The organism is Citrobacter portucalensis, assembly GCF_023374935.1.
GTDB lineage: Bacteria > Pseudomonadota > Gammaproteobacteria > Enterobacterales > Enterobacteriaceae > Citrobacter > Citrobacter portucalensis.
In genome coordinates, this window is sequence record NZ_CP092466.1 from 1,564,494 (window position 1) to 1,589,325 (window position 24,832).

The window sequence follows — 24,832 nt, forward strand, 5'->3', positions numbered from 1 at the left end:
GTGTCTTAGCTCCCACTTTCTTTTCTCTCCGCTTGGCTAAATGTAAAAAATTGGTTAAGACTATGATCAGGTCAGACCACTTATTTTATTTTTTTTACAGGGGAGTGTTATGAGTCAGGCTTTACCGCTGGTTACCCGCCAGGGCGACCGTATTGCCATTGTAAGTGGATTGCGTACGCCATTTGCTCGTCAGGCTACCGCGTTTCATGGCATTCCCGCCGTTGATTTAGGAAAAATGGTCGTCGGTGAGCTGCTGGCGCGCAGCGAAATACCTGCTGATGTGATTGAGCAACTGGTTTTTGGTCAGGTGGTGCAAATGCCTGAAGCGCCAAATATTGCTCGTGAAATCGTGCTGGGAACCGGCATGAATGTGCATACGGATGCCTATAGCGTAAGCCGAGCCTGCGCGACCAGTTTTCAGGCAGTGGCGAATGTCGCGGAAAGCCTGATGGCGGGGTCTATTCGTGCGGGAATTGCGGGTGGTGCGGACTCCTCGTCAGTCTTGCCTATTGGCGTTAGTAAAAAGCTGGCGCGGGTGCTGGTGGATGTCAATAAGGCCCGGACTACCGGTCAACGCCTTAAACTCTTTTCCCGACTGCGATTACGTGATCTGATGCCTGTGCCGCCAGCCGTCGCTGAGTATTCCACCGGTTTGCGTATGGGGGATACGGCTGAGCAAATGGCCAAAACCTATGGTATTACCCGAGAACAGCAGGACGCTCTGGCGCACCGCTCTCATCAGCGTGCCGCTCAGGCGTGGGCTGAAGGAAAGCTGGCAGATGAGGTAATGACTACCTACGCGCCACCGTTTAAAGATCCTTTTTCAGAAGATAACAATATTCGTGGTAACTCTACGCTGGCCGATTACGCCAAACTACGTCCAGCGTTTGACCGCAAGCACGGCACTGTCACCGCAGCAAACAGTACCCCGCTGACGGACGGTGCAGCCGCCGTGATCATGATGACGGAGTCGCGTGCGAAAGAGTTGGGGCTGGTGCCGCTGGGATACCTGCGTAGTTTTGCTTTTACCGCCATCGATGTCTGGCAGGACATGCTGCTGGGACCTGCGTGGTCAACGCCGCTTGCCCTGGAGAGAGCGGGTCTGACGATGGCAGATTTAACGCTGATCGACATGCATGAAGCCTTTGCCGCTCAAACGCTGGCGAATATTCAGTTGCTGGGTAGCGAACGTTTTGCCCGCGACGTGCTGGGCAGAGCACATGCCACTGGCGAAGTTGATGACAGTAAATTTAACGTGCTGGGTGGATCGATTGCCTATGGGCACCCCTTCGCCGCTACCGGTGCGCGCATGATTACCCAAACCCTCCATGAGTTACGACGTCGTGGCGGTGGTTTTGGTTTAGTGACCGCCTGTGCAGCTGGTGGTTTGGGTGCAGCCATGGTTCTGGAGGCGGAATAATGGAAATGGCATCGGCTTTTACACTAAACGTACGTCTGGATAACGTTGCTGTTGTCACCATTGATGTGCCCGGAGAGAAAATGAACACCCTGAAAGCGGAGTTTGCTTCTCAGGTACGGGCCATTCTGAAGCAAATCCGCGATAACAAAGCATTGCGCGGCGTGGTGTTTATTTCGGCTAAACCCGATAACTTCATTGCCGGGGCGGATATCAACATGATTGGTAGCTGTCGTAGCGCGCAGGAAGCCGAAACGCTGGCCCGTCAGGGGCAGCAGATGATGGCGGAAATTAATGCCTTGCCGATCCCGGTTATCGCCGCGATTCATGGCGCATGCCTCGGCGGTGGCCTGGAGATGGCGCTGGCGTGCCACAACCGTATTTGTACCGATGATGCTAAAACCGTTCTGGGTTTACCGGAAGTACAACTTGGCTTGTTGCCCGGCTCCGGTGGTACGCAGCGGCTGCCGCGCCTGATTGGCGTCAGTACCGCACTGGATATGATCCTTACCGGAAAACAATTACGCGCAAAACAGGCGCTGAAAGTTGGTTTAGTGGATGAAGTTGTACCGCATTCCATTTTGCTGGAAGCGGCCGTTGAACTGGCTAAACAGGACAGTTCTGCGCATCGAACACTGCCCGTGAGAGAGCGAGTGTTGGCGGGGCCGCTGGGGCGGGCGCTGCTATTCCGTATGGCCAGTAAAAAGACGGTGCAAAAAACGCAAGGTAACTACCCTGCAACAGAACGTATCCTTGAGGTCATCGAAACCGGGCTAGCGCAAGGCAGCAGTAGCGGTTACGACGCTGAGGCTCGCGCGTTTGGTGAACTGGTGATGACATCCCAGTCTCAGGCGCTACGGCACATCTTTTTTGCCAACACCGATGTGAAAAAAGATCCCGGAAGTGATGCGAAACCTGGCCCGCTAAACAGCGTAGGTATTTTGGGCGGAGGTCTGATGGGCGGTGGTATTGCCTACGTGACGGCCTGTAAAGGTGGCTTGCCTGTGCGCATCAAAGATATAAACGCTAAGGGAATCAACCACGCGCTGAAGTACAGCTGGGATCAGCTTGAAACGAAGGTTCGCCGCCGTCATATCAAAGCCAGCGAACGCGATAAACAACTGGCGCTGATTTCGGGATCAATCGACTACCGTGGCTTTGCGCATCGCGATCTAATTATTGAAGCCGTGTTTGAAGATCTGTCGCTAAAACAACGGATGGTGGCAGAAGTTGAGCAAAATTGCGCACCTCATACCATTTTTGCTTCTAACACCTCATCTTTGCCCATTGGCGATATTGCTGCGAACGCTGCCAGGCCCGAACAAGTGATTGGTTTACACTTTTTTAGTCCGGTGGAAAAAATGCCGTTGGTCGAAGTGATCCCGCATGCCACGACCTCTGAGCAGACAATTGCAACTACCGTTAAGTTAGCGAAAAAACAGGGCAAAACGCCGATAGTGGTGAGAGATAAGGCCGGCTTTTACGTTAACCGCATTTTAGCGCCTTATATTAACGAAGCGATTCGTATGTTGACCGAAGGCGAGCGGGTCGAAACCATAGACGCCGCGCTGGTTAAGTTTGGTTTTCCAGTTGGGCCAATCCAACTTTTGGATGAGGTCGGAATTGATACGGGCACTAAAATTATACCAGTGCTTGAGGCTGCATATGGAGAACGTTTTAGCGCGCCTGCAAATGTTGTTGCTTCAATTTTGAATGACGATCGCAAAGGTAGAAAAAATGGTCGGGGTTTCTATCTTTATGCTGCGAAAGGGCGTAAAAGCAAAAAACAGGTCGACCCTGCAATTTATACGCTTATTGGCGTCCAGGGTCAGGGCCGACTTACCGCCGCGCAGATAGCAGAGCGGTGCGTTATGTTAATGCTCAATGAAGCAGCCCGTTGTTTCGACGAGAAGATAGTCCGCAGCGCACGTGATGGCGACATCGGCGCTGTATTTGGTATTGGTTTTCCGCCATTCCTCGGCGGCCCGTTCCGGTATATGGATTCTCTCGGCGCGGGTGAAGTGGTTGCGGTTCTGCAACGGCTGACCACGCAGTACGGCTCGCGGTTTACGCCGTGTGAGCAGTTATTGCAGATGGCGGAACGCAGTGAAAGATTCTGGGATATTGGGGAAACTGACCTGAATTCATGAGGTCAAAGGTAGGATGAATCCGCACTGAATGTATGGATCGCGCTCAAAATGTAAACAGAGATTGACTATACTTACGCCGTTGAGGTAAAAAACAGCGTTTCATTCGGTGAATGGATAAGGCACAATGCCGGCCACCATATCGTTACCACAGCCAATAGGGGCTGTGAATAAAGGTAGTGGTGATTCTGGTTAACAAAAGCGGTGCAATATGCAAGTTTTTATCATGCGTCACGGCGACGCGGCCCTCGATGCCGCCAGTGATTCGGTTCGTCCCTTAACCTCCTGTGGTTGTGACGAATCTCGCCTGATGGCGAACTGGCTGAAAGGTCAAAAAGTGGATATCGAACGTGTTCTGGTGAGCCCGTTCCTACGAGCCGAACAAACGCTGGATGTGGTGGGGGAGTGTATGAACCTGCCAACCGGTGTGGATGTTTTGCCGGAGCTGACTCCCTGCGGCGATGTCGGTCTGGTCAGCGCCTATTTACAGGCTCTGGCCAATGAAGGTATCGCCACGGCACTGGTTATCTCTCACTTGCCTTTAGTGGGATATCTGGTGTCTGAGCTTTGCCCAGGTGAAACACCACCGATGTTTACCACATCAGCGATTGCCAGCGTTACGCTTGATGAGAGCGGGAAGGGTACTTTTAACTGGCAGATGAGCCCGTGTAACCTGAAAATGGCAAAAGCGATTTAAACAGGCCGGATAAGGCGCAGCCGCCACCCGGAAAATCAAAGAGCCGCAAATGCGGCTCTTTTTGTTTTTCTGCATCACGGAAGTTCGGGCGGTAGCCACTCTTCCACTTCAATCAGCACCAGCAGCGCGGCGTCGCCACCGTACTCTTTCGGCGCCTGATGAAAGGCCATCACGTGCGGATGCTGTGCCAGCCAGAGCGGCGTCTGCTGTTTCAGAATATGTTTTCCGTGGCCATGCATCACGCAGGCGCAAAATACATGCTCACGGCGACAGGCGGCAATCAGCGCGCCTAACTCTTGTTTGGCCTGTTGCTGGGTCAGCCCATGCAGATCGAGAAACAGCTCCGGAGAGTAATCGCCACGGCGCATTTTCTTCAGTTCGAAATGGCTGACGTCGGCGCGCAGGTATCTTACCGGACCGTCCGTATTCAGCAGCGGCTGAAACTCATCCGAGAAATAGTGGCTGGCATCAGCCTGCTCCTGTAGCAGTCTTTTAACCGGAACCTCGGCAATTTTTTTACGTGGAGGTCGGTGAACGATGGTGTCCTGTTTAATTTTACGCGTGCCGGTCATCAGCTGGCGAAACAGCGTCTGATCCTCCTCGCTGAGCGATGTTTTCTTTTTCATTCGAGAGTCTCAACTTTTATTTTCCGTTAGTTTAACCCGACTCGGCGGGCATCCGATCGCTTAAAACGCAATTTTCGCGTTCAGGCCCCGTGTGAATGCTGATTTATCGCCGTCTTCGTGGCAAACTAGCCGCCGAAATTAATACGAGCATGCCCTGGAGGAATACGTGGATAAAATTTTCGTCGATGAAGCAGTGAGTGAACTGCATACCATTCAGGACATGTTGCGTTGGGCGGTCAGCCGTTTTAGCGCGGCGAACATCTGGTATGGCCATGGCACGGATAACCCATGGGACGAGGCCGTACAACTGGTGCTGCCGTCACTTTATTTGCCGTTGGATATTCCAGAAGATATGCGTACCGCGCGTCTGACCTCCAGCGAGCGTCATCGTATTGTTGAACGCGTGATTCGCCGCGTCAACGAGCGCATTCCGGTTGCTTATCTGACCAACAAAGCCTGGTTCTGCGGGCATGAGTTTTATGTTGATGAACGCGTGCTGGTTCCGCGTTCACCGATTGGCGAGCTTATCAATAACCGCTTTGCGGGCCTTATTAATGAGCAACCACAGCATATCCTCGATATGTGTACTGGCAGCGGCTGTATTGCCATTGCCTGCGCGTATGCCTTCCCGGAAGCCGAAGTGGATGCGGTGGATATTTCCACTGACGCGCTGGCGGTGACCGAACACAATATTGAAGAACACGGCCTGATTCATCACGTAACGCCGATCCGTTCCGATCTGTTCCGCGATCTGCTGAAAGTCCAGTATGACCTGATTGTGACCAACCCGCCGTATGTCGATGCAGAAGATATGTCCGATCTGCCAAACGAATATCGTCACGAACCTGAACTGGGTCTGGCGTCCGGCAGCGATGGGCTGAAACTTACCCGCCGCATTCTGGGGAACGCCCCAGACTACCTGTCAGATAACGGTATTCTGATTTGTGAAGTCGGAAACAGCATGGTACATCTGATAGAGCAATATCCGGATGTACCGTTCACCTGGCTGGAGTTCGACAACGGCGGTGACGGCGTATTCATGCTGACCAAAGAGCAGTTAGTTGCTGCTCGCGAGCACTTCAGTATTTATAAAGACTAATTACACGCGCACATACACAACACGCATAACGGAGCCGTGATGGCAGGAAACACAATTGGGCAACTCTTTCGCGTAACCACTTTCGGCGAATCACACGGGCTGGCGCTCGGTTGTATTGTCGATGGTGTTCCGCCGGGCATTTCTCTGACAGAAGCTGACCTGCAGCACGATCTCGACAGACGCCGTCCGGGCACATCGCGCTACACTACGCAGCGTCGTGAGCCGGATCAGGTGAAAATCCTCTCCGGGGTGTTCGAGGGCGTTACCACAGGCACCAGCATTGGCCTGCTGATCGAAAATACCGATCAGCGTTCACAGGATTATGGCGCGATTAAGGACGTTTTTCGTCCGGGACACGCCGACTATACCTATGAGCAAAAATATGGCCTGCGCGACTACCGTGGCGGCGGACGTTCATCCGCACGTGAAACGGCGATGCGCGTGGCGGCCGGAGCGATAGCCAAAAAATATCTGGCGGAAAAATTCGGCGTTGAGATCCGCGGCTGCCTGACGCAGATGGGTGATATTCCGCTGGAGATCAAAGACTGGTCCCAGGTGGAACTTAACCCGTTCTTTTGCCCGGACCCGGATAAACTCGAAGCGCTGGACGAACTGATGCGCGGGCTGAAGAAAGAAGGTGACTCAATCGGAGCGAAGGTGACCGTTGTTGCACGCGGTGTACCTGCGGGTCTCGGCGAACCTGTATTCGACCGCCTGGATGCCGACATCGCCCATGCGCTGATGAGCATTAACGCCGTTAAGGGCGTTGAGATTGGCGATGGATTTGACGTTGTTGCGCTGCGCGGCAGTCAGAACCGTGACGAAATCACCAAAGAAGGTTTCCAGAGTAACCATGCGGGCGGCATTCTGGGCGGGATCAGCAGCGGGCAGCAAATCATTGCTCATATGGCGCTGAAACCGACGTCCAGTATTACCGTTCCTGGGCGCACTATTAACCGCTTTGGAGAAGAAGTCGAAATGATCACTAAAGGTCGCCACGATCCGTGCGTAGGGATCCGCGCCGTACCGATCGCCGAGGCGATGCTGGCGATCGTATTGATGGATCACCTGCTGCGTCAGCGGGCGCAAAATGCGGACGTGAAGACCGATATTCCACGCTGGTAAGAGATGAAAAAAACGGCACTTGCGGCGCTGGCTCTGTTTGCCAGTACCGCCTGTCTGGCGGCGACGCCCTGGCAGAAAATTACCCATCCGGTTGCAGGAAGTGCGCAGTCTATCGGCGCGTTTTCCAATGGCTGTATTGTTGGCGCTGATACGCTGCCTGTACAGTCAGAACATTATCAGGTGATGCGTACCGATCAGCGTCGTTACTTTGGCCATCCGGATCTGGTGAGGTTTATCCAGCGTCTGAGTTATCAGGCCAATAGTCAGGGGCTGGGCACGGTGTTAATCGGCGATATGGGGATGCCGGCCGGTGGGCGTTTCAATGGCGGTCACGCCAGCCACCAGACGGGACTGGATGTGGATATTTTCCTGCAACTGCCGAAAACGCGCTGGACCCAGTCGCAACTGCTGCGGCCGCAGGCGTTAGATCTGGTCTCACAGGATGGCAAACGTGTTGTGCCGTCACTGTGGAAACCGGAGATTTTCAGCCTGATCAGGCTGGCTGCAAAAGATAATGAAGTAACGCGTATTTTCGTGAATCCGGCGATTAAGCAACAACTTTGTCTGGATGCAGGGACCGACAGGGACTGGTTGCGTAAAGTGCGGCCGTGGTTCCAGCATCGTGCGCATATGCACGTGCGGTTACGTTGCCCTGCCGACAGCCTTGAGTGCGAAGATCAACCGTTACCGCCACCGGGTGACGGCTGTGGCGCAGAGCTGCAAAGCTGGTTCGAACCTCCAAAACCTGGAACCACCAAGCCTGAGAAGAAGACACCGCCGCCGTTGCCGCCTTCCTGCCAGGCGCTACTGGACGAGCATGTACTCTAATGGATCATTTTGCCTCTCTGTTTATGGTGTCGCCACTGCTGTTAGGTGTGCTTTTTTTTGTGGCGATGCTGGCAGGTTTTATTGATTCTCTGGCCGGAGGTGGTGGTCTACTCACCATCCCGGCATTGATGGCGGCCGGGATGCCACCTGCGCAAGCGCTGGCGACCAATAAGCTGCAAGCCTGCGGGGGATCTATCTCTTCCTCCCTCTATTTTATTCGTCGGGGTGTGGTGAATCTGGCGGATCAGAAGCTCAATATCTTCATGACCTTTATCGGCTCAATGAGTGGCGCGCTGTTGGTTCAGCACGTGCAGTCAGATGTTCTGCGCCAGATCCTGCCAGTATTGGTTATCTGTATTGGCCTTTACTTTCTGTTGATGCCGAAAATCGGGGAAGAGGATCGACAGCGCCGACTGCACGGTTTGCCTTTCGCGCTGGTGGCCGGGGGCTGCGTCGGCTTTTACGATGGCTTTTTTGGTCCGGCGGCGGGGTCGTTCTACGCGCTGGCTTTTGTCATGCTGTGCGGATACAACCTGGCGAAATCGACGGCCCACGCCAAAGTATTAAATGCCACATCGAATATCGGTGGGTTGTTGCTGTTTGCCCTCGGCGGCAAAGTGATTTGGGCGACAGGTTTTGTGATGCTCATTGGCCAGTTTATTGGCGCACGGATGGGCTCTCGACTGGTACTCAGCAAAGGACAAAAACTCATTCGGCCAATGATCGTTATTGTCTCCGCCGTGATGAGCGCCAAGCTACTTTATGATAATCATGGACAGGAGATTCTCCACTGGCTGGGGATGAACTAATGAATAATACGCATCACTACGAACAGTTAATTGAGATTTTTAACGGCTGCTTTGCCGATGAATTTAATACCCGTCTGATTAAAGGCGACGACGAACCGATCTATCTTCCAGCGGATGCGGAATTACCGTATCACCGTATCGTTTTTGCGCATGGTTATTACGCCAGTGCGTTACACGAAATTTCACACTGGTGCATCGCCGGTAAAGCCCGTCGTGAACTGGTCGATTTCGGTTACTGGTACTGCCCGGACGGACGCGACGCGAAGACACAATGCCAGTTTGAAGACGTGGAAGTGAAGCCGCAGGCGTTTGACTGGTTGTTTTGCATGGCGGCGGGCTACCCGTTTAACGTCAGTTGCGACAATCTGGAAGGAGACTTTGAACCGGATCGCGTGGTATTCCAGCGCCGTGTTCATGCTCAGGTGATGGAGTACCTGGAAAAGGGGATCCCTGAACGTCCGGCGCGTTTCATTAACGCGTTACAGAATTATTATCACACGCCTGAACTTACGGCGGAACAATTCCCGTGGCCCGAAGCGCTCAACTGAAGCCGCTGCCACGTTTACAATGAGGAAATAAGATGATCGCGGAGTTTGAATCACGCATTCTGGCATTAATCGACAATATGGTAGAGCACGCCAGCGATGATGAGTTGTTTGCCAGTGGCTATTTGCGTGGGCACCTGACGCTGGCTGTGGCTGAGCTGGATGCTGGCGAGGACCATTCCGCTGAGGCATTGTACGCCAATGTGACCAGCAGCCTGGAAAAGGCCATCAGCGCAGGCGAACTCTCGCCGCGTGACCAGGCGTTAGTGAAAGAGATGTGGGACACACTGTTCCAGAAGGCAACGCAATAATAATTGCAGTGGATTGTGCCGGATGGCGACGCGAAGGCGTCTTATCCGGCCTACGCGGACGGGGGTTGTAGGCCGGATAAGCGTAGCGCCATCAGGCAATGGCGAGATGGTATCTTATTTCACCGCTTTACCCTTCAATAACTTCCTTACCCACAGACGATTCGGATTCAGCGCTGCCAGCGTGTTGGCATCCATTGGTATGGGTTCATTGCTCATTTGCGATGCCAGAATTTCTGCACACAGCGGGGCAGTACACAGCCCGCGCGAGCCCAGCGCACCCAACATAAATAAATCGGAATACACCGGGGCGTTTACGGCGTGCGCTTTGTCTTCGGCAAGAGTGGCATACTTGCTGAGCGTGGCGTCATAATCCGCGACGTTGCCAACCATCGGCATGTGATCGCGCGTGGCGCAGCGCACTCCACAACGGGCGGCATTGCCACTAACGTCTACTTCTTTTGCCCATGCGGCATTCGGGAAACAATCTATTAAGCGCTGACGGTTTTGCTGCTGATCGTCCGCGCGATACACCGTTTCTTCACTTCCGCGATGATAGCTGGCGCCAATGCAGTGCTGCTGGTTTTGCGGGTTGTGCGGCGTGAGGTAGCCGTCATAGCACAGCACCTGGCGCAGCGCTGAAAGCGAAGGCGTAGTAGGAATGTGACTCACCTGACCGCCTACGGAGTACACTGGTAGCGACTGCGTTTGCTCAACGCCGTTAATGCGATGCCCGTTAGCCAGAACTACAGCAGCGTGAGTGGCGGTTTCGCCACTGGCAAACGTCAATTGCCAGTGTTCTGTCTGGCGAGACAGCGAGGCCAGCGTATGTTGATACCGGGTGCGTAATCCCAGCGTTGCGGCGTAGTCGAATACGGCGGCGGTTAACTGTGCCGGACACAGCCATCCTCCGGCAGGGTACTGAATCCCGCCGCATCCGGTTTCGACGCCGGTCGTTTGTAAAACCTGCTCTGCGTTAACGCTGACGGCGAGCGCATCAGGCAATTCAAGGGACAGCATTTGGTCGATTTTTTGCTGGCTTTTTTCATCCCATGCCAGTTGTGTCACACCGCACCAGTCATGCGCGAACTCAACGGGGAGGGCGTCATACAGTCGACGAGCGAAGGTAAATGCGGTGGGGAAAAAGAGATTAATGGCCGCGTCATGCTTGCTGAGTAGCGGATAAAGCGCGCCCTGGCGATTGCCGGATGCCCCCCTGGCTGGATTATCGTCGGCGCAATAGAGTGTGACCTGCCAGCCGCGACGCAGTAACGCCAACGACAGCAATGCGCTGGCAATCCCCCCGCCAATAATGGCGGCTTCGCGTTTATCTGTTCCGGAACGTGCAAACCAGGGAGCCGATGAAGGGAGCGTCAGCGTCTGTTCCATTACGCCACAGAGCATTTCGCGTTTGCGACCAAAGCCTTTGCATTTTTGCATCGTAAACCCGGCTTCCTGCAACCCCCGACGCACAAAGCCCGCTGAGGTAAAGGTCGCCAGCGTACCGCCGGGACGAGCCAGACGGGCCATTGCGTTAAACAGCGTTGGCGTCCACATATCCGGATTTTTTGCCGGTGCGAAACCGTCCAGAAACCAGGCGTCCACTTTTTGATTCAGGGAGTCATCGAGCTTACTGGTCAGTTCGTTAATATCGCCAAACCACAGATCCAGCGTGACGCGTCCTTCATCAAGGAGCAGGCGATGGCATCCCGCCAGCGGCAGCGGCCATTGCTCTTGCAGCGCCGTGGCCCACGGGGCAAGTTCTGGCCAGTGCTGATGGGCTAAGGTGAGATCTTCGCGCGTTAGCGGATATTTTTCAAAACTGATGAAATGTAATCTTTCCAGGGTAGCTTCAGGATGGGTATCGCGAAAACCGGTAAATGCCTGCCAGAGCGTCAGGAAGTTAAGTCCGGTGCCAAACCCGCTTTCTGCCACCACCAAGAGGGGACGTGAATGCGCGGGGAATCGCTGGGCGAGATGATTCCCGCCGAGAAAGACGTAACGTGTCTCTTCCAGCCCGTTATCATTAGAAAAATAGACATCGTCAAAATCTCGGGAAACAGGTGTACCCTCAGCGTTGAATTCAAGGTTTGCAGGTTGTATAGCGTATTGTTTCACGTAAGTTACTCGTCTGGCAGGCTGTGCCCCGATCTTAGCGATGAGTGCCTGGCTGCGCAAATTTCCACATTAAATGGCTGATCGGACTTGTTCGGCGTACAAGTGTACGCTATTGTGCCACTCGAAACTTTAAAATAGTGCGACTTACAGAGGTATTGAATGAAACGTGCAGTGATTACTGGCTTGGGCATCGTTTCCAGCATCGGTAATAACCAGCAGGAAGTCCTGGCATCTCTGCGTGAAGGACGTTCAGGGATCACTTTCTCTCAGGAGCTGAAGGACTCCGGCATGCGTAGCCACGTTTGGGGCAACGTAAAACTGGATACCACTGGCCTCATTGACCGCAAAGTAGTGCGCTTTATGAGCGACGCATCCATCTATGCATTCCTTTCTATGGAACAGGCAGTGGCTGATGCCGGCCTTGCAGCAGAAGATTACCAGAACAACCCGCGCGTTGGCCTGATTGCAGGTTCCGGCGGCGGCTCCCCGCGTTTTCAGGTGTTCGGTGCTGACGCAATGCGTAGCCCGCGTGGTCTGAAAGCGGTTGGCCCGTATGTGGTCACCAAAGCGATGGCGTCCGGCGTTTCTGCCTGCCTCGCAACGCCGTTCAAAATTCACGGCGTAAACTACTCTATCAGCTCTGCCTGTGCGACATCCGCGCACTGTATCGGTAACGCGGTAGAACAAATTCAGCTGGGCAAACAGGATATCGTTTTTGCTGGCGGCGGCGAAGAGCTGTGCTGGGAAATGGCGTGTGAATTCGACGCCATGGGCGCGCTGTCTACCAAATATAACGACGATCCGTCTAAAGCTTCCCGTACCTATGATGCAAACCGCGACGGTTTTGTTATCGCAGGCGGCGGCGGTATGGTCGTGGTCGAAGAGCTGGAACACGCGCTGGCACGTGGCGCGCATATCTACGCGGAAATCGTCGGTTACGGCGCAACGTCCGATGGCGCAGACATGGTTGCTCCGTCTGGTGAAGGCGCAGTACGTTGCATGCAAATGGCGATGCACGGTGTAGACACCCCGATTGACTACCTGAACTCTCACGGTACCTCTACCCCGGTAGGCGACGTGAAAGAGCTGGGTGCAATTCGTGAAGTGTTTGGCGACAACAGCCCGGCAATCTCTGCGACTAAAGCCATGACCGGCCACTCCCTGGGCGCAGCTGGCGTACAGGAAACTATCTACTCTCTGCTGATGCTGGAACACGGCTTTATCGCGCCGAGCATCAACATTGAAGAGCTGGATGAGCAGGCGGCAGGTCTGAACATCGTGACCAAACCGACCGAGCAGGCGCTGACTACCGTGATGTCTAACAGCTTCGGCTTTGGCGGCACTAACGCAACGCTGGTCATGCGTAAGCTGAAAGCATAAGACAGTGTGCCGGATCTTATATCCGGCTCATGCTGTACAGTAAAGGGAGCCGTCAGGCTCCCTTTTTTATATCGTTGACAATCGATCGGGTTTACAGGCAGACTCCAGCTTCAACATTATCCTCTTGATAATGCGTAAGCGTTTAACGTTATCCAACGCACCTTAATCCTGATAGTCAGGTAGAGGGGGCGTGGACATTCCTCGCCTTACTCTGCATTTTGGAGTAACGCATGACAGCTGTAACCCAACAAGAAAAAACACCTTCGGCGAACTTTTCGCTGTTTCGTATCGCTTTTGCAGTTTTCCTGACCTATATGACGGTCGGTCTCCCTTTGCCCGTGATTCCTCTGTTTGTGCATCAGGAACTGGGCTATGGCAACACCATGGTCGGTATCGCCGTAGGTGTACAGTTTCTGGCGACGGTATTAACGCGCGGCTACGCCGGGCGCTTAGCCGATCAATATGGTGCTAAACGCTCGGCGCTACAGGGGATGTTTGCCTGTGGGCTGGCAGGCGCTGCGTGGCTTTTAGCCGCGCTATTGCCTGTTTCTGTTCCCGTAAAATTTGCGTTGTTAATCGTCGGGCGTTTGATCCTCGGTTTTGGCGAAAGCCAACTGCTCACCGGTACGCTGACCTGGGGGTTGGGGCTGGTCGGCCCAACACGCTCCGGTAAGGTGATGTCGTGGAACGGAATGGCGATTTACGGCGCGTTGGCCGCCGGTGCACCGTTGGGCCTGTTGATCCACAGCCACTTTGGCTTCGCGGCGCTGGCGGGAACGACGATGGTATTACCGCTGCTGGCATGGGCATTCAACGGCACCGTGCGCAAAGTGCCTGCGCATGCAGGAGAACGTCCTTCTTTATGGAGCGTAGTCGGGCTTATATGGAAACCGGGCCTGGGCCTGGCGCTGCAGGGCGTTGGCTTTGCGGTGATCGGTACATTTATTTCACTCTATTTTGTTAGCAACGGCTGGACGATGGCGGGGTTCACCCTGACTGCGTTTGGTGGGGCGTTTGTGCTGATGCGCATTCTGTTTGGCTGGATGCCGGACCGTTTCGGCGGTGTGAAGGTCGCCGTTGTCTCTTTGCTAGTGGAAACTGCGGGGCTGATTTTGCTGTGGCAGGCCCCATCGGCCTGGATTGCGCTGCTCGGGGCGGCATTAACCGGGGCCGGGTGTTCGCTTATCTTCCCGGCATTGGGCGTCGAAGTGGTGAAGCGAGTGCCCGCGCAGGTTCGCGGTACGGCGCTGGGCGGTTACGCCGCGTTTCAGGATATCTCCTACGGCATAAGCGGTCCGGTTGCCGGGGTGCTGGCCACCGCGTACGGTTATCCCTCAGTGTTCCTTGCCGGGGCGATATCCGCCGTGGTGGGGATTATTGTAACGTTGCTTACGCTGCGTAAAGGTTAAGCGACCAGCCAGAAAATGGCTAACGCAATCATCAACGCAACAAACAGCAGTCCCGGTCGTGCCGACAGAGATTTAACCGTTTCAATCATCGGCGCGAACGGGCTGTAAATGGGCTGCAGATGACGCGGATCGATGAGCTCACGTTCTCGTTCCACGCGACGCAGGAAAATTTGATTGAGCAAGTCCTGCACCTGCACCGTGGTCAGAATCGATTGTGGTTGGATCTGATACGTCTGCTGTGCGTATTCTTTTATCGCTGTCAGCTCATTCGGCTCTAATGGCAGCTTCAGCGCCGCCTGGAGCGTTTGTAGCGTAGGGGCGCTTTGCAGGCTGAGCGTCTGGCGCGCCTGCAGCCAGGTGACCAGGTGCGTAAACTGTTTGGCAGGGATCAGCTCACCGCTTTTTACGCCAGACAACTCCAGCATCGACTGCCAGATCATCTTCCCGGATTCTCCTGTGGCCGCCGCCAGTTTGGTAACTAACTGGTTCAGCGTATTGTGCTCTGCGGGGAGCAACGGGCGATCGGTAGCCGGGCGCTGCTGCGGCTGCGGTATCGACAGCTGTCCTTGTTGCAGCAGCGTGAGCACGTTCTTCAACTGCTCAGGCGTGAGCTGGCTGAGCGCCGTTTGCCCATACTGCTGACGGATAAAATCACTCACCGCCTGGCGATTATTTCCCTGGCTCAGTAATTCAGTGAGCTGCGAAAGCACCTGACGATTAACATGATTTTGCTGAGCAACCCCCAGTCGTTGGTTAAGGTTTTGCTCAGCGGCAGGAAAGTGACGAGACTGCAGCGGCGTATCACTTTTGACGCCCAGATCGTGCTTCATTCCGGCCCACACCTCAGCGCTTTGCTGCTGGGTTAGTGAAATCAAACGGGTAATTAGCCGTTCCAGCACAGTACGTTGTTGCGTGGATAACGGTTGTTCACCCGCAGCGGAAGGGGCATTTTGGCCTTCGCCGGGAGGGCGTGCGGGCGTACCTGAAATGGGCTGCATCATCTCTGTTCCTTAAATCTGTGCTGACCAGGTCTCGCAGTATGCCTGGCGGCGAGATTATGGCACACTTGCCCGGTTAACTCTCGTTCTCAAACAGGTGCGAAAGACGTGAAAATCCTCGTTGATGAAAATATGCCCTATGCCCGCGAACTGTTCAGTCGTTTGGGGGAGGTCAAAGCGGTTCCCGGTCGTCCGATTCCCGTTGCTGAACTGGATGATGCGGATGCTTTAATGGTGCGCTCGGTGACGAAAGTAAATGAATCACTGCTTGGCGGAAAAACGGTTAAATTTGTCGGTACGGCAACCGCTGGCACAGACCATGTGGATGACGCCTGGCTTGCGCAGGCGGGGATCGGTTTTTCCGCCGCGCCCGGTTGTAACGCAATAGCGGTCGTAGAATATGTTTTTTCAGCGTTGCTGATGCTGGCGGAGCGCGACGGGTTTGCGTTACGCGATCGCACCGTAGGCATTGTGGGTGTGGGCAACGTGGGCGGGCGTTTGCAGGCGCGTCTGGAAGCGCTGGGGATCCGCACGCTGCTGTGCGATCCACCGCGAGCCGATCGCGGTGACGAAGGCAATTTCTGCTCGCTGGATGAACTGGTTGAGCAAGCTGATGTGCTGACTTTCCATACCCCGCTGTTTAAAGACGGGCCGTACAAAACGCTGCACATGGCGGATGACGCGCTGATTAGCCGGTTGAAGTCGGGCACTATTCTGATCAACGCCTGCCGTGGGCCGGTCATCGACAATACGGCATTGCTGAACCGGTTGAATGCCGGTCAGTCGCTGAGCGTTGTGCTGGATGTCTGGGAAGGAGAGCCGGATCTCAATGTGGCGTTGCTGGAGAAAGCCGATATCGGCACGGCGCACATTGCCGGGTATACCCTCGAAGGAAAAGCGCGTGGCACCACGCAGGTCTTTGAGGCCTATAGTAAGTTTATTGGTCACGAGCAGCACGTTGCGCTCAGTACCCTGTTACCCGCGCCGGAATTTGGTCGTATCACCCTGCACGGCCCGTTAGATCAGCCAACGCTGAAAAGGCTGGTGCATTTAGTGTATGATGTGCGCCGCGATGATGCGCCGCTGCGTAAAGTCGCTGGAATTCCGGGTGAGTTTGATAAACTGCGTAAAAATTACCTTGAGCGTCGTGAATGGTCGTCTTTATATGTGATGTGTGACGACGCAACGGCTGCTGCCTTATTGTGTAAGCTGGGTTTTAACGCTGTTCATCATCCGGCACATTAATGTCTTCTTAATGCTCCCTGTCGAATAATGCGACAGGGACGCTTACGTATTTCTTGGAGTAAATCACCATGTCTGAAGGCTGGAATATTGCCATTCTGGGCGCAACGGGCGCCGTAGGCGAAGCCCTGCTCGATACGCTGGCTGAACGCCAGTTCCCGGTCGGTGAAATTTATGCGCTGGCGCGTAATGAAAGCGCCGGTGAACATCTGCGTTTTAACGGTAAATCGGTCATAGTACAGGACGTTGCAGACTTTGACTGGACGCAGGCACAGTTGGCATTTTTTGTTGCGGGCGCTGAAGCCACCGCCGCATGGGTAGAAGAAGCCACTAATGCGGGTTGCCTGGTGATCGACAGCAGCGGTCTGTTCGCGCTTGAGCCAGACGTTCCGCTGGTGGTTCCGGACGTTAACCCGTTCGTGCTGGCGGATTACCGTAACCGCAATGTGATTGCAGTGCCTAACAGTCTGACCAGCCAACTGCTGTCTGCGCTGAAACCGTTGATTGATGACGGTGGGCTTTCGCGTATTACGGTGACCAATATTATCTCAGCTTCCGCTCATGGCAAAAAAGCGGTGGATGCGCTGGCCGGACAGAGTGCAAAACTGCTTAACGGCATCCCGATTGACGAAGATGATTTCTTTGGCCGTCAGTTGGCATTCAACATGCTGCCGCTGCTGCCCGATCGTGAAGGTAGTGTGCGTGAAGAACGTCGTATCGTTGATGAAGTGCGCAAAATTATGCAGGATGATGGTCTGCTCATCTCTGCCAGCATCGTGCAGTCCCCGGTATTTTATGGCCACGCGCAGATGGTAAATTTTGAGGCCCTGCGCCCGTTGGCGGCGGAAGAAGCGCGCGATGCGTTTTCACGCGGTGAAGACGTGGTGTTGTCGGAAGAGACCGACTTCCCGACCCAGGTTGGCGATGCATCGGGCACGCCGCACCTTTCTATTGGCTGCGTGCATAATGATTACGGTATGCCAGAGCAGGTTCAGTTCTGGTCTGTGGCGGACAACGTACGCTTTGGCGGCGCGTTAATGGCGGTGAAAATTGCGGAAAAACTGGTGCAGGAGTACCTGTACTAATGTCTGACCAGCAACAGCCGTCAACCCATAAAATTGCGCTGGGCATTGAGTATGACGGCAGCAAATATTATGGCTGGCAGCGCCAGAACGAAGTGCGTAGCGTTCAGGAAAAACTGGAAAAAGCGCTCTCTCAGGTGGCGAATGAACGCATCAATGTTTTTTGTGCAGGACGCACGGATGCGGGCGTTCATGGCACTGGGCAGGTCGTGCATTTTGAAACCACTGCCCAGCGTAAAGATGCGGCCTGGACACTGGGGGTAAATGCGAATTTACCTGGTGACATCGCCGTGCGCTGGGTTAAAGCTGTACCCGATGATTTTCATGCCCGATTTAGCGCCACGGCTCGCCGTTATCGCTACATCATCTACAATCATCGGTTGCGCCCTGCGGTTTTGGGTAAAGGGGTAACCCATTACTATGAACCGCTGGACGCTGAGCGTATGCATCGTGCGGCCCAGTGTCTGATTGGCGAAAATGATTTTACCTCGTTTCGAGCGGTGCAGTGTCAGTCGCGCACGCCGTGGCGAAACGTGATGCACATTAACGTCGAACGTTTCGGTGCATATGTGGTGGTGGATATTAAAGCGAATGCCTTTGTACATCATATGGTCAGGAATATTGTCGGCAGCCTGATGGAAGTTGGCGCCAACAACCAGCCGGAGAGCTGGATAGCAGAACTGTTAGCGGCAAAGGACAGAACGCTGGCAGCGGCAACGGCGAAAGCGGAAGGATTGTATCTGGTTGCGGTAGATTACCCGGACCGGTTTGACCTGCCAAAACCGCCTATGGGCCCGCTATTTCTGGCGGACTAATTTGAGTCGTATAAAGGCAAAACTATGGACCTGATTTACTTTCTTATCGATTTTATCCTGCACATTGATGTGCACCTGGCGGAGCTGGTTGCGGAATACGGTATCTGGGTATACGCCATTCTGTTTCTGATCCTGTTCTGTGAAACCGGGCTGGTGGTGACACCATTCCTGCCAGGGGATTCGCTGCTGTTTGTTGCGGGTGCGCTTTCTGCGCTGCCAACCAACGATCTTAATGTTCATCTGATGGTGGCACTGATGATTGTGGCGGCGATTGTGGGCGATGCGGTGAACTACACGATTGGCCGATTGTTCGGGGAAAAACTTTTCAGTAACCCGAACTCCAAAATTTTCCGCCGCAGCTACCTGGATAAAACCCATGCGTTCTACGAGCGTCATGGCGGTAAGACGATTATCCTGGCGCGTTTCGTGCCTATCGTGCGTACATTTGCGCCGTTTGTTGCCGGTATGGGACATATGTCCTACCGTCACTTTGCGATGTATAACGTCGTAGGTGCATTGCTGTGGGTATTGTTGTTCACCTACGCAGGCTACCTGTTCGGCGATTTGCCGATCGTCCAGGAAAACCTGAAATTATTGATTGTGGCGATTATCGTCCTTTCCGTATTGCCGGGGGTGATTGAAGTAATTCGCCATAAGCGTGCTGCGTCACGGGCTGCAAAATAGAAAGTAACTCAGCGGTTCGACCACTTTTTTATCCAAAGTTTCGGGCTGTTATGTTTTAATGTGCAACATTCATGGTCTGTTAGGGGCAAAAATGGCATTATGCGCCCCTTATAACAAAGCTGACTAGGGTTCAGGCAGAAAGGTCACCAATGAGCTGGATTGAACGAATTAAAAGCAACATTACTCCCACCCGCAAGGCAAGCATTCCTGAAGGGGTGTGGACCAAGTGTGATAGCTGCGGTCAGGTTTTATACCGTGCTGAGCTGGAACGTAATCTTGAGGTCTGTCCGAAGTGTGACCATCATATGCGCATGTCGGCGCGCAATCGCCTGCATAGCCTGTTAGATGAAGGTTCTCTTGTGCAACTGGGTAGCGAGCTTGAGCCGAAAGACGTGCTGAAGTTTCGTGACTCCAAAAAATACAAAGACAGACTGGCTTCTGCGCAGAAAGAAACCGGCGAGAAAGATGCGCTGGTGGTGATGAAAGGCACACTTCACGGTATGCCGGTCGTTGCTGCGGCATTCGAGTTCGCGTTTATGGGCGGCTCCATGGGCTCTGTGGTCGGCGCGCGTTTTGTCCGTGCCGTTGAGCAGGCGCTGGAAGACAACTGTCCGCTGATCTGCTTCTCCGCTTCTGGCGGGGCGCGTATGCAGGAAGCGCTGATGTCTTTGATGCAGATGGCGAAAACCTCTGCTGCGCTGGCGAAAATGCAGGAACGCGGTTTACCGTATATTTCTGTACTGACCGACCCAACAATGGGTGGTGTTTCCGCAAGCTTTGCGATGCTGGGCGATCTCAACATTGCCGAACCGAAAGCATTGATCGGCTTCGCTGGTCCGCGTGTTATCGAGCAAACCGTACGTGAGAAACTGCCGCCGGGATTCCAGCGCAGCGAGTTCCTGATTGAAAAAGGCGCTATCGATATGATCGTCCGCCGTCCGGAAATGCGCCTGAAACTGGCAAGCATCCTGGCGAAGCTGATGAATCTTCCTGCGCCGAATCCGGATGAGCCGCGTGAAGGCGAAGTGGTACCTCCGGTTCCCGATCAGGAACCAGAGGCCTGATAGTTTACGCTATGGGTTTCGGGTTGCAGGCAGGCGACAAGAGTGTTAATCCCGATGAACTTACACCGTTAAGTGATTCGGGAGAGCGAGTACAGCCAACACATCTGCAACGTGGAAAACGACGTGTAAAAAAGGGCAGGCCGGTTGGCGCTGCCCTTTTGCTTTTCTCAACGTAAAGAATCTACAGGCATCATGGACAATAAACGTATCCCTCAAGCCGCGTCGCCCCTGGCGTCGTGGCTTTCTTATCTTGAAAATCTGCACAGTAAAACCATCGATCTGGGCCTTGAACGCGTCAGCCAGGTGGCGCGTAAACTGGGTGTGTTGAAACCTGCGCCATTTGTTTTTACGGTGGCAGGAACCAATGGGAAAGGCACAACCTGTCGTACGCTGGAATCTGTGCTGACTGCGGCAGGCTATAAAGTTGGGGTGTACAGTTCGCCTCATCTGGTGCGCTACACGGAACGCGTGCGCGTGCAGGGGCGTGAACTGCCGGAATCAGCTCATACCGCCTCGTTTGCTGAGATTGAAGACTCACGTGGTGACATTTCCCTGACTTACTTTGAATACGGTACGTTATCGGCACTCTGGCTGTTTAAACAGGCCCAACTGGATGTTGTTATTCTGGAAGTGGGGTTAGGCGGCCGCCTTGACGCCACCAATATCGTCGATGCCGATGTCGCAGTAGTCACCAGTATTGCGCTTGACCATACTGACTGGCTGGGCCCGGATCGCGAAAGTATTGGTCGTGAGAAGGCAGGGATTTTCCGCGCAGAGAAACCGGCCATCGTCGGCGAACCGGAAATGCCTTACACCATCGCGGATGTCGCTCAGGAGAGCGGGGCGATTTTGCAACGTTGTGGTGTGGACTGGCGCTATGCGGTCACGGAGAACGACTGGTCGTTTACTGATGCTCATGGAACGCTGGCGCACCTGCCGTTGCCGCAGGTGCCACAACCTAATGCTGCAACCGCACTGGCTGCACTGCGCGCAAGTGGTCTTAACGTCAGCGAGCAGGCCATTCGTGACGGTATCGAACAAGCGATTTTACCGGGACGCTTCCAGATTGTGAGCGAGTCGCCGCGGGTGATTTTTGATGTTGCCCATAACCCGCATGCGGCGGAGTATCTGACCGGACGTCTGAAAAAGTTAGTGAAAAGCGGGCGTGTACTTGCGGTTATCGGTATGCTACATGATAAAGATATTGCCGGTACGTTGGCCTGGCTGAAAAGCGTGGTTGACGACTGGTACTGTGCGCCCCTGGAAGGGCCGCGTGGTGCAACGGCAGAACAGCTGCTGGAGCACCTGGGCAAAGGCAACGCTTATGACAGCGTGGCGCAGGCATGGACTGCGGCACTTGCTGAGGCGAAGCCAGAAGATACCGTGTTGGTGTGTGGATCGTTTCACACTGTCGCACATGTCATGGAAGTAATAGACGTGGGGAGAAGCGGTGGCGAGTAAGTTTCAGAATCGATTAGTCGGCACAATTGTGCTGGTCGCGCTCGGGGTGATTGTGCTTCCCGGGCTGCTTGACGGGCAGAAAAAGCATTATCAGGATGAATTTGCAGCGATCCCACTGGTGCCTAAACCCGGCGATCGCGATGAACCAGACATGATGCCTGCAGCAACGCAGGCACTGCCGACTCAGCCGCCGGAAGGGGCGGCAGAAGAGGTGCGTGCGGGTGATGCTGCCGCGCCATCGTTGGATCCATCACGTTTGACGACGGCAAACAGCGCGGAGTTAGATCCTGTCCCTGCGCCTGTGGAACCACCGAAACCTAAACCGAAACCGCAGCCTGTTGCCGTCGCCCCGACGCCAACACCGGCACCGACTCCAGCGCCGAAACCGGCCGCTGAGGAAGCGCCAGCGCCAACCGGCAAAGCGTACGTTGTACAACTCGGTGCGCTGAAAAACGCGGATAAGGTCAATGAGATCGTGGGTAAACTTCGTGGCGCGGGCTTCCGGGTATATACTTCCCCGTCAACGCCGGTGCAGGGTAAAATAACCCGCATTCTCGTAGGGCCTGACGCCTCCAAAGATAAGCTGAAGAACTCGCTGGGCGAGCTGCAGAAGATCTCTGGTTTGAGCGGGGTGGTGATGGGGTATACCCCTAACTAAGGGATTGCGTTACGTTGCTCTGATGTAGGCCGGACAAGGTGTTTACACCGCCATCCGGCAGTGTCCGAAGAGGCATAAAATCGTATGGCGTTGAAGATTTTTTCAGCGCCATTTTTATTTACGCGTGGAAAGGAAATCCCTACGCAAACGTTTTCTTTTTCTGTTAGAATGCGCCCCGAACAGGACGACAGGGCGTAAAATCGTGGGACACATATGGTCTGGATTGATTACGCCATTATCGCGGTGATTGGTTTTTCCTGTCTGGTTAGCCTGATCCGTGGCTTTGTTCGTGAAGCATTATCGTTGGTGACTTGGGGTTGTGCTTTCTTTGTCGCCAGCCATTACTACACTTACCTGTCTGTCTGGTTTACGGGCTTTGAAGACGAACTGGTTCGAAATGGGATTGCTATCGCGATACTGTTCATCGCGACACTTATCGTCGGCGCTATCGTTAACTTTGTGATAGGCCAACTGGTAGAGAAAACAGGACTGTCGGGTACCGACAGGGTGTTGGGGATCTGCTTCGGTGCTTTGCGTGGAGCGTTGATCGTCGCCGCCATACTGTTCTTTCTCGATACCTTTACCGGTCTGTCGAAAAGTGAAGACTGGGGTAAGTCACAGCTGATCCCGCAGTTCAGTTTCATCATCAGATGGTTCTTTGACTATCTGCAAAGCTCGTCAAGTTTCTTGCCCAAAGTATAAACTTTGGGTCGTTGCTGAACGAGGAAAAGACGTATGTGCGGTATTGTCGGTATCGCCGGTGTTATGCCGGTAAACCAGTCGATTTATGACGCGTTAACGGTGCTCCAGCATCGTGGTCAGGATGCTGCGGGCATCATCACCATTGATGCCAACAACTGCTTCCGCTTGCGTAAAGCAAACGGAATGGTGAGCGATATTTTTGAAGCGCGCCATATGCAGCGTTTGCAGGGCAATATGGGCATCGGTCATGTGCGTTACCCAACGGCTGGCAGCTCCAGCGCCTCCGAAGCTCAACCTTTTTACGTCAACTCACCGTATGGCATTACGCTTGCCCACAATGGCAACCTGACCAATGCGCATGAGTTGCGTAAAAAGCTGTTTGAAGAAAAGCGCCGCCACATCAATACCACTTCAGATTCTGAAATTCTGCTGAATATTTTCGCCAGCGAGCTGGATAACTTCCGCCATTACCCGCTGGAAGCCGACAATATTTTTGCGGCCATTGCGGCAACCAACCGCCAGATTCGCGGCGCCTATGCCTGCGTGGCGATGATTATCGGTCACGGTATGGTTGCCTTCCGCGACCCTAACGGTATCCGTCCGCTGGTGATGGGCAAACGCGATATTGGCGATGGCCGTACCGAGTACATGGTGGCGTCTGAAAGCGTAGCGCTGGATACGCTGGGCTTTGAATTCCTGCGCGACGTAGCACCTGGCGAAGCGGTGTACATCACCGAAAAAGGCCAGCTGTTTACCCGTCAGTGTGCCGATAACCCGGTGAGCAATCCATGTCTGTTTGAATACGTTTACTTCGCACGTCCTGACTCCTTTATCGACAAGATTTCCGTCTACAGCGCCCGTGTGAATATGGGGACTAAGCTTGGCGAAAAAATTGCCCGTGAGTGGGAAGATCTGGACATCGACGTAGTAATCCCAATCCCGGAAACCTCCTGTGATATCGCGCTGGAAATCGCCCGTATTCTCGGTAAGCCGTACCGCCAGGGGTTTGTGAAAAACCGCTATGTGGGCCGTACCTTTATCATGCCGGGCCAGCAGTTGCGTCGTAAATCTGTGCGCCGTAAGCTGAATGCTAACCGTGCGGAATTCCGTGATAAAAACGTGCTGCTGGTGGATGACTCCATCGTGCGTGGCACCACCTCAGAACAGATTATCGAGATGGCGCGTGAAGCTGGCGCGAAAAAGGTGTATCTGGCCTCTGCCGCCCCGGAAATTCGCTTCCCGAACGTTTATGGCATCGATATGCCTACGGCGACGGAGCTGATTGCGCATGGTCGTGAAGTGGACGAGATTCGCCAGATAATCGGCGCAGATGGTCTGATCTTCCAGGATCTGAACGATCTGATTGAAGCTGTCCGTGCTGAGAACCCGGATATTCAGCAGTTTGAATGTTCAGTGTTTAACGGCGTGTACGTTACCAAAGACGTCGACCAGCAATATCTCGATTTCCTCGACTCCCTGCGTAATGACGATGCCAAAGCGGTGTTGCGTCAGAACGAAGCGGAAAACCTTGAGATGCACAACGAAGGTTAATGTTTGCTCGCAAGCAAGGGCGCAACCTGCGCCCTTGCTTGCAACTCACCGTAATTTCCTGCAAAGT

23 protein-coding genes are annotated in these 24,832 nt (G+C 54.1%); 20 read left to right on the forward strand and 3 right to left on the reverse strand.

Going from position 1 to position 24,832, the window contains the following annotated elements; translation table 11 throughout:
• Positions 1–109 precede the first annotated feature (109 nt).
• The 3 genes from fadI to sixA all read left to right on the forward strand — a co-directional run bounded on the left by fadI (position 110) and on the right by sixA (position 4,261).
• Positions 110–1,420, forward strand: a complete 1,311-nt coding sequence (fadI, locus tag LY264_RS07445; RefSeq protein ID WP_008785369.1) for an acetyl-CoA C-acyltransferase FadI — start codon at positions 110–112, stop codon at positions 1,418–1,420.
• Positions 1,420–3,567: a fatty acid oxidation complex subunit alpha FadJ gene (gene fadJ, locus LY264_RS07450; RefSeq protein ID WP_048224763.1), complete on the forward strand. Its 2,148-nt coding sequence runs from the start codon at positions 1,420–1,422 to the stop codon at positions 3,565–3,567. Before fadI ends, fadJ begins: the two co-directional genes overlap by 1 nt.
• A 208-nt stretch (positions 3,568–3,775) precedes the next feature.
• A complete protein-coding gene (gene sixA, locus LY264_RS07455) occupies positions 3,776–4,261 on the forward strand; it encodes a phosphohistidine phosphatase SixA (RefSeq protein ID WP_003028179.1) in 486 nt (161 codons plus the stop codon).
• Positions 4,262–4,335: 74 nt separating this feature from the next.
• Here the strand turns inward: sixA and smrB are convergent, their stop codons facing one another.
• Positions 4,336–4,887 (reverse strand): endonuclease SmrB, encoded by a 552-nt coding sequence (smrB, locus tag LY264_RS07460; RefSeq protein ID WP_003839296.1) that lies wholly within the window; start codon positions 4,885–4,887, stop codon positions 4,336–4,338.
• Between the two features lie 166 nt (positions 4,888–5,053).
• On the opposite strand from smrB, the gene prmB reads away from it, so the two are divergent.
• From prmB to LY264_RS07490, 6 genes are read left to right on the forward strand one after another with little or no spacing between them, the layout of a single operon-like run.
• Positions 5,054–5,986 (forward strand): 50S ribosomal protein L3 N(5)-glutamine methyltransferase, encoded by a 933-nt coding sequence (gene prmB / locus LY264_RS07465; RefSeq protein ID WP_003028173.1) that lies wholly within the window; start codon positions 5,054–5,056, stop codon positions 5,984–5,986.
• Between the two features lie 39 nt (positions 5,987–6,025).
• Positions 6,026–7,111: a chorismate synthase gene (gene aroC, locus LY264_RS07470; protein WP_003834825.1), complete on the forward strand. Its 1,086-nt coding sequence runs from the start codon at positions 6,026–6,028 to the stop codon at positions 7,109–7,111.
• Positions 7,112–7,114: 3 nt separating this feature from the next.
• Positions 7,115–7,939, forward strand: a complete 825-nt coding sequence (gene mepA, locus LY264_RS07475) for a penicillin-insensitive murein endopeptidase (RefSeq protein ID WP_032944099.1) — start codon at positions 7,115–7,117, stop codon at positions 7,937–7,939.
• A complete protein-coding gene (locus tag LY264_RS07480; protein ID WP_003834821.1) occupies positions 7,939–8,748 on the forward strand; it encodes a sulfite exporter TauE/SafE family protein in 810 nt (269 codons plus the stop codon). The genes mepA and LY264_RS07480 overlap by 1 nt, the downstream gene beginning before the upstream one ends.
• Complete coding sequence (locus tag LY264_RS07485) at positions 8,748–9,296, forward strand: elongation factor P hydroxylase (RefSeq protein ID WP_003834819.1); 549 nt, start codon at positions 8,748–8,750, stop codon at positions 9,294–9,296. Before LY264_RS07480 ends, LY264_RS07485 begins: the two co-directional genes overlap by 1 nt.
• 32 nt (positions 9,297–9,328) lie before the next feature.
• Positions 9,329–9,604, forward strand: a complete 276-nt coding sequence (locus LY264_RS07490; RefSeq protein ID WP_071692555.1) for a YfcL family protein — start codon at positions 9,329–9,331, stop codon at positions 9,602–9,604.
• A 114-nt stretch (positions 9,605–9,718) separates the two neighbouring features.
• On the opposite strand, the gene mnmC is transcribed toward LY264_RS07490, so the two are convergent.
• A complete protein-coding gene (mnmC, locus tag LY264_RS07495; RefSeq protein WP_048224760.1) occupies positions 9,719–11,719 on the reverse strand; it encodes a bifunctional tRNA (5-methylaminomethyl-2-thiouridine)(34)-methyltransferase MnmC2/FAD-dependent 5-carboxymethylaminomethyl-2-thiouridine(34) oxidoreductase MnmC1 in 2,001 nt (666 codons plus the stop codon).
• Between the two features lie 159 nt (positions 11,720–11,878).
• Here mnmC and fabB point away from each other — a divergent pair, with 159 nt between their 5' ends.
• Complete coding sequence (gene fabB / locus LY264_RS07500) at positions 11,879–13,099, forward strand: beta-ketoacyl-ACP synthase I (protein ID WP_249457575.1); 1,221 nt, start codon at positions 11,879–11,881, stop codon at positions 13,097–13,099.
• A 230-nt stretch (positions 13,100–13,329) separates the two neighbouring features.
• A complete protein-coding gene (locus LY264_RS07505) occupies positions 13,330–14,508 on the forward strand; it encodes an MFS transporter (protein WP_003834805.1) in 1,179 nt (392 codons plus the stop codon).
• Here LY264_RS07505 and flk read toward each other — a convergent pair.
• On the reverse strand, positions 14,505–15,506 hold the full coding sequence (gene flk / locus LY264_RS07510; RefSeq protein WP_048216403.1) for a flagella biosynthesis regulator Flk: 1,002 nt from the start codon (positions 15,504–15,506) through the stop codon (positions 14,505–14,507). The genes LY264_RS07505 and flk overlap by 4 nt on opposite strands.
• A 108-nt stretch (positions 15,507–15,614) precedes the next feature.
• Here flk and pdxB point away from each other — a divergent pair, with 108 nt between their 5' ends.
• From pdxB to purF, 9 genes are all read left to right on the forward strand, one after another.
• Positions 15,615–16,751 (forward strand): 4-phosphoerythronate dehydrogenase PdxB, encoded by a 1,137-nt coding sequence (gene pdxB, locus LY264_RS07515; protein ID WP_048224757.1) that lies wholly within the window; start codon positions 15,615–15,617, stop codon positions 16,749–16,751.
• Positions 16,752–16,819: 68 nt separating this feature from the next.
• Positions 16,820–17,833, forward strand: coding sequence for an aspartate-semialdehyde dehydrogenase (locus LY264_RS07520; protein ID WP_008785360.1), 1,014 nt, complete (start codon positions 16,820–16,822; stop codon positions 17,831–17,833).
• Positions 17,833–18,645: a tRNA pseudouridine(38-40) synthase TruA gene (gene truA / locus LY264_RS07525; protein ID WP_003028142.1), complete on the forward strand. Its 813-nt coding sequence runs from the start codon at positions 17,833–17,835 to the stop codon at positions 18,643–18,645. The genes LY264_RS07520 and truA overlap by 1 nt, the downstream gene beginning before the upstream one ends.
• Before the next feature lie 24 nt (positions 18,646–18,669).
• Positions 18,670–19,329: a DedA family protein gene (locus tag LY264_RS07530; protein WP_003028140.1), complete on the forward strand. Its 660-nt coding sequence runs from the start codon at positions 18,670–18,672 to the stop codon at positions 19,327–19,329.
• Positions 19,330–19,478: 149 nt separating this feature from the next.
• On the forward strand, positions 19,479–20,393 hold the full coding sequence (gene accD / locus LY264_RS07535) for an acetyl-CoA carboxylase, carboxyltransferase subunit beta (protein WP_048224751.1): 915 nt from the start codon (positions 19,479–19,481) through the stop codon (positions 20,391–20,393).
• A gap of 192 nt (positions 20,394–20,585) precedes the next feature.
• Positions 20,586–21,854: a bifunctional tetrahydrofolate synthase/dihydrofolate synthase gene (gene folC / locus LY264_RS07540; protein ID WP_048215850.1), complete on the forward strand. Its 1,269-nt coding sequence runs from the start codon at positions 20,586–20,588 to the stop codon at positions 21,852–21,854.
• Positions 21,844–22,512 carry a cell division protein DedD gene (dedD, locus tag LY264_RS07545; protein WP_003834793.1) on the forward strand — a complete coding sequence of 223 codons (669 nt, stop codon included), beginning with the start codon at positions 21,844–21,846 and terminating at the stop codon, positions 22,510–22,512. Before folC ends, dedD begins: the two co-directional genes overlap by 11 nt.
• Before the next feature lie 213 nt (positions 22,513–22,725).
• Positions 22,726–23,214, forward strand: coding sequence for a colicin V production protein (cvpA, locus tag LY264_RS07550; RefSeq protein ID WP_003028129.1), 489 nt, complete (start codon positions 22,726–22,728; stop codon positions 23,212–23,214).
• 33 nt (positions 23,215–23,247) lie between these two features.
• Positions 23,248–24,765 (forward strand): amidophosphoribosyltransferase, encoded by a 1,518-nt coding sequence (gene purF / locus LY264_RS07555; protein WP_003028127.1) that lies wholly within the window; start codon positions 23,248–23,250, stop codon positions 24,763–24,765.
• Positions 24,766–24,832: the final 67 nt, after the last annotated feature.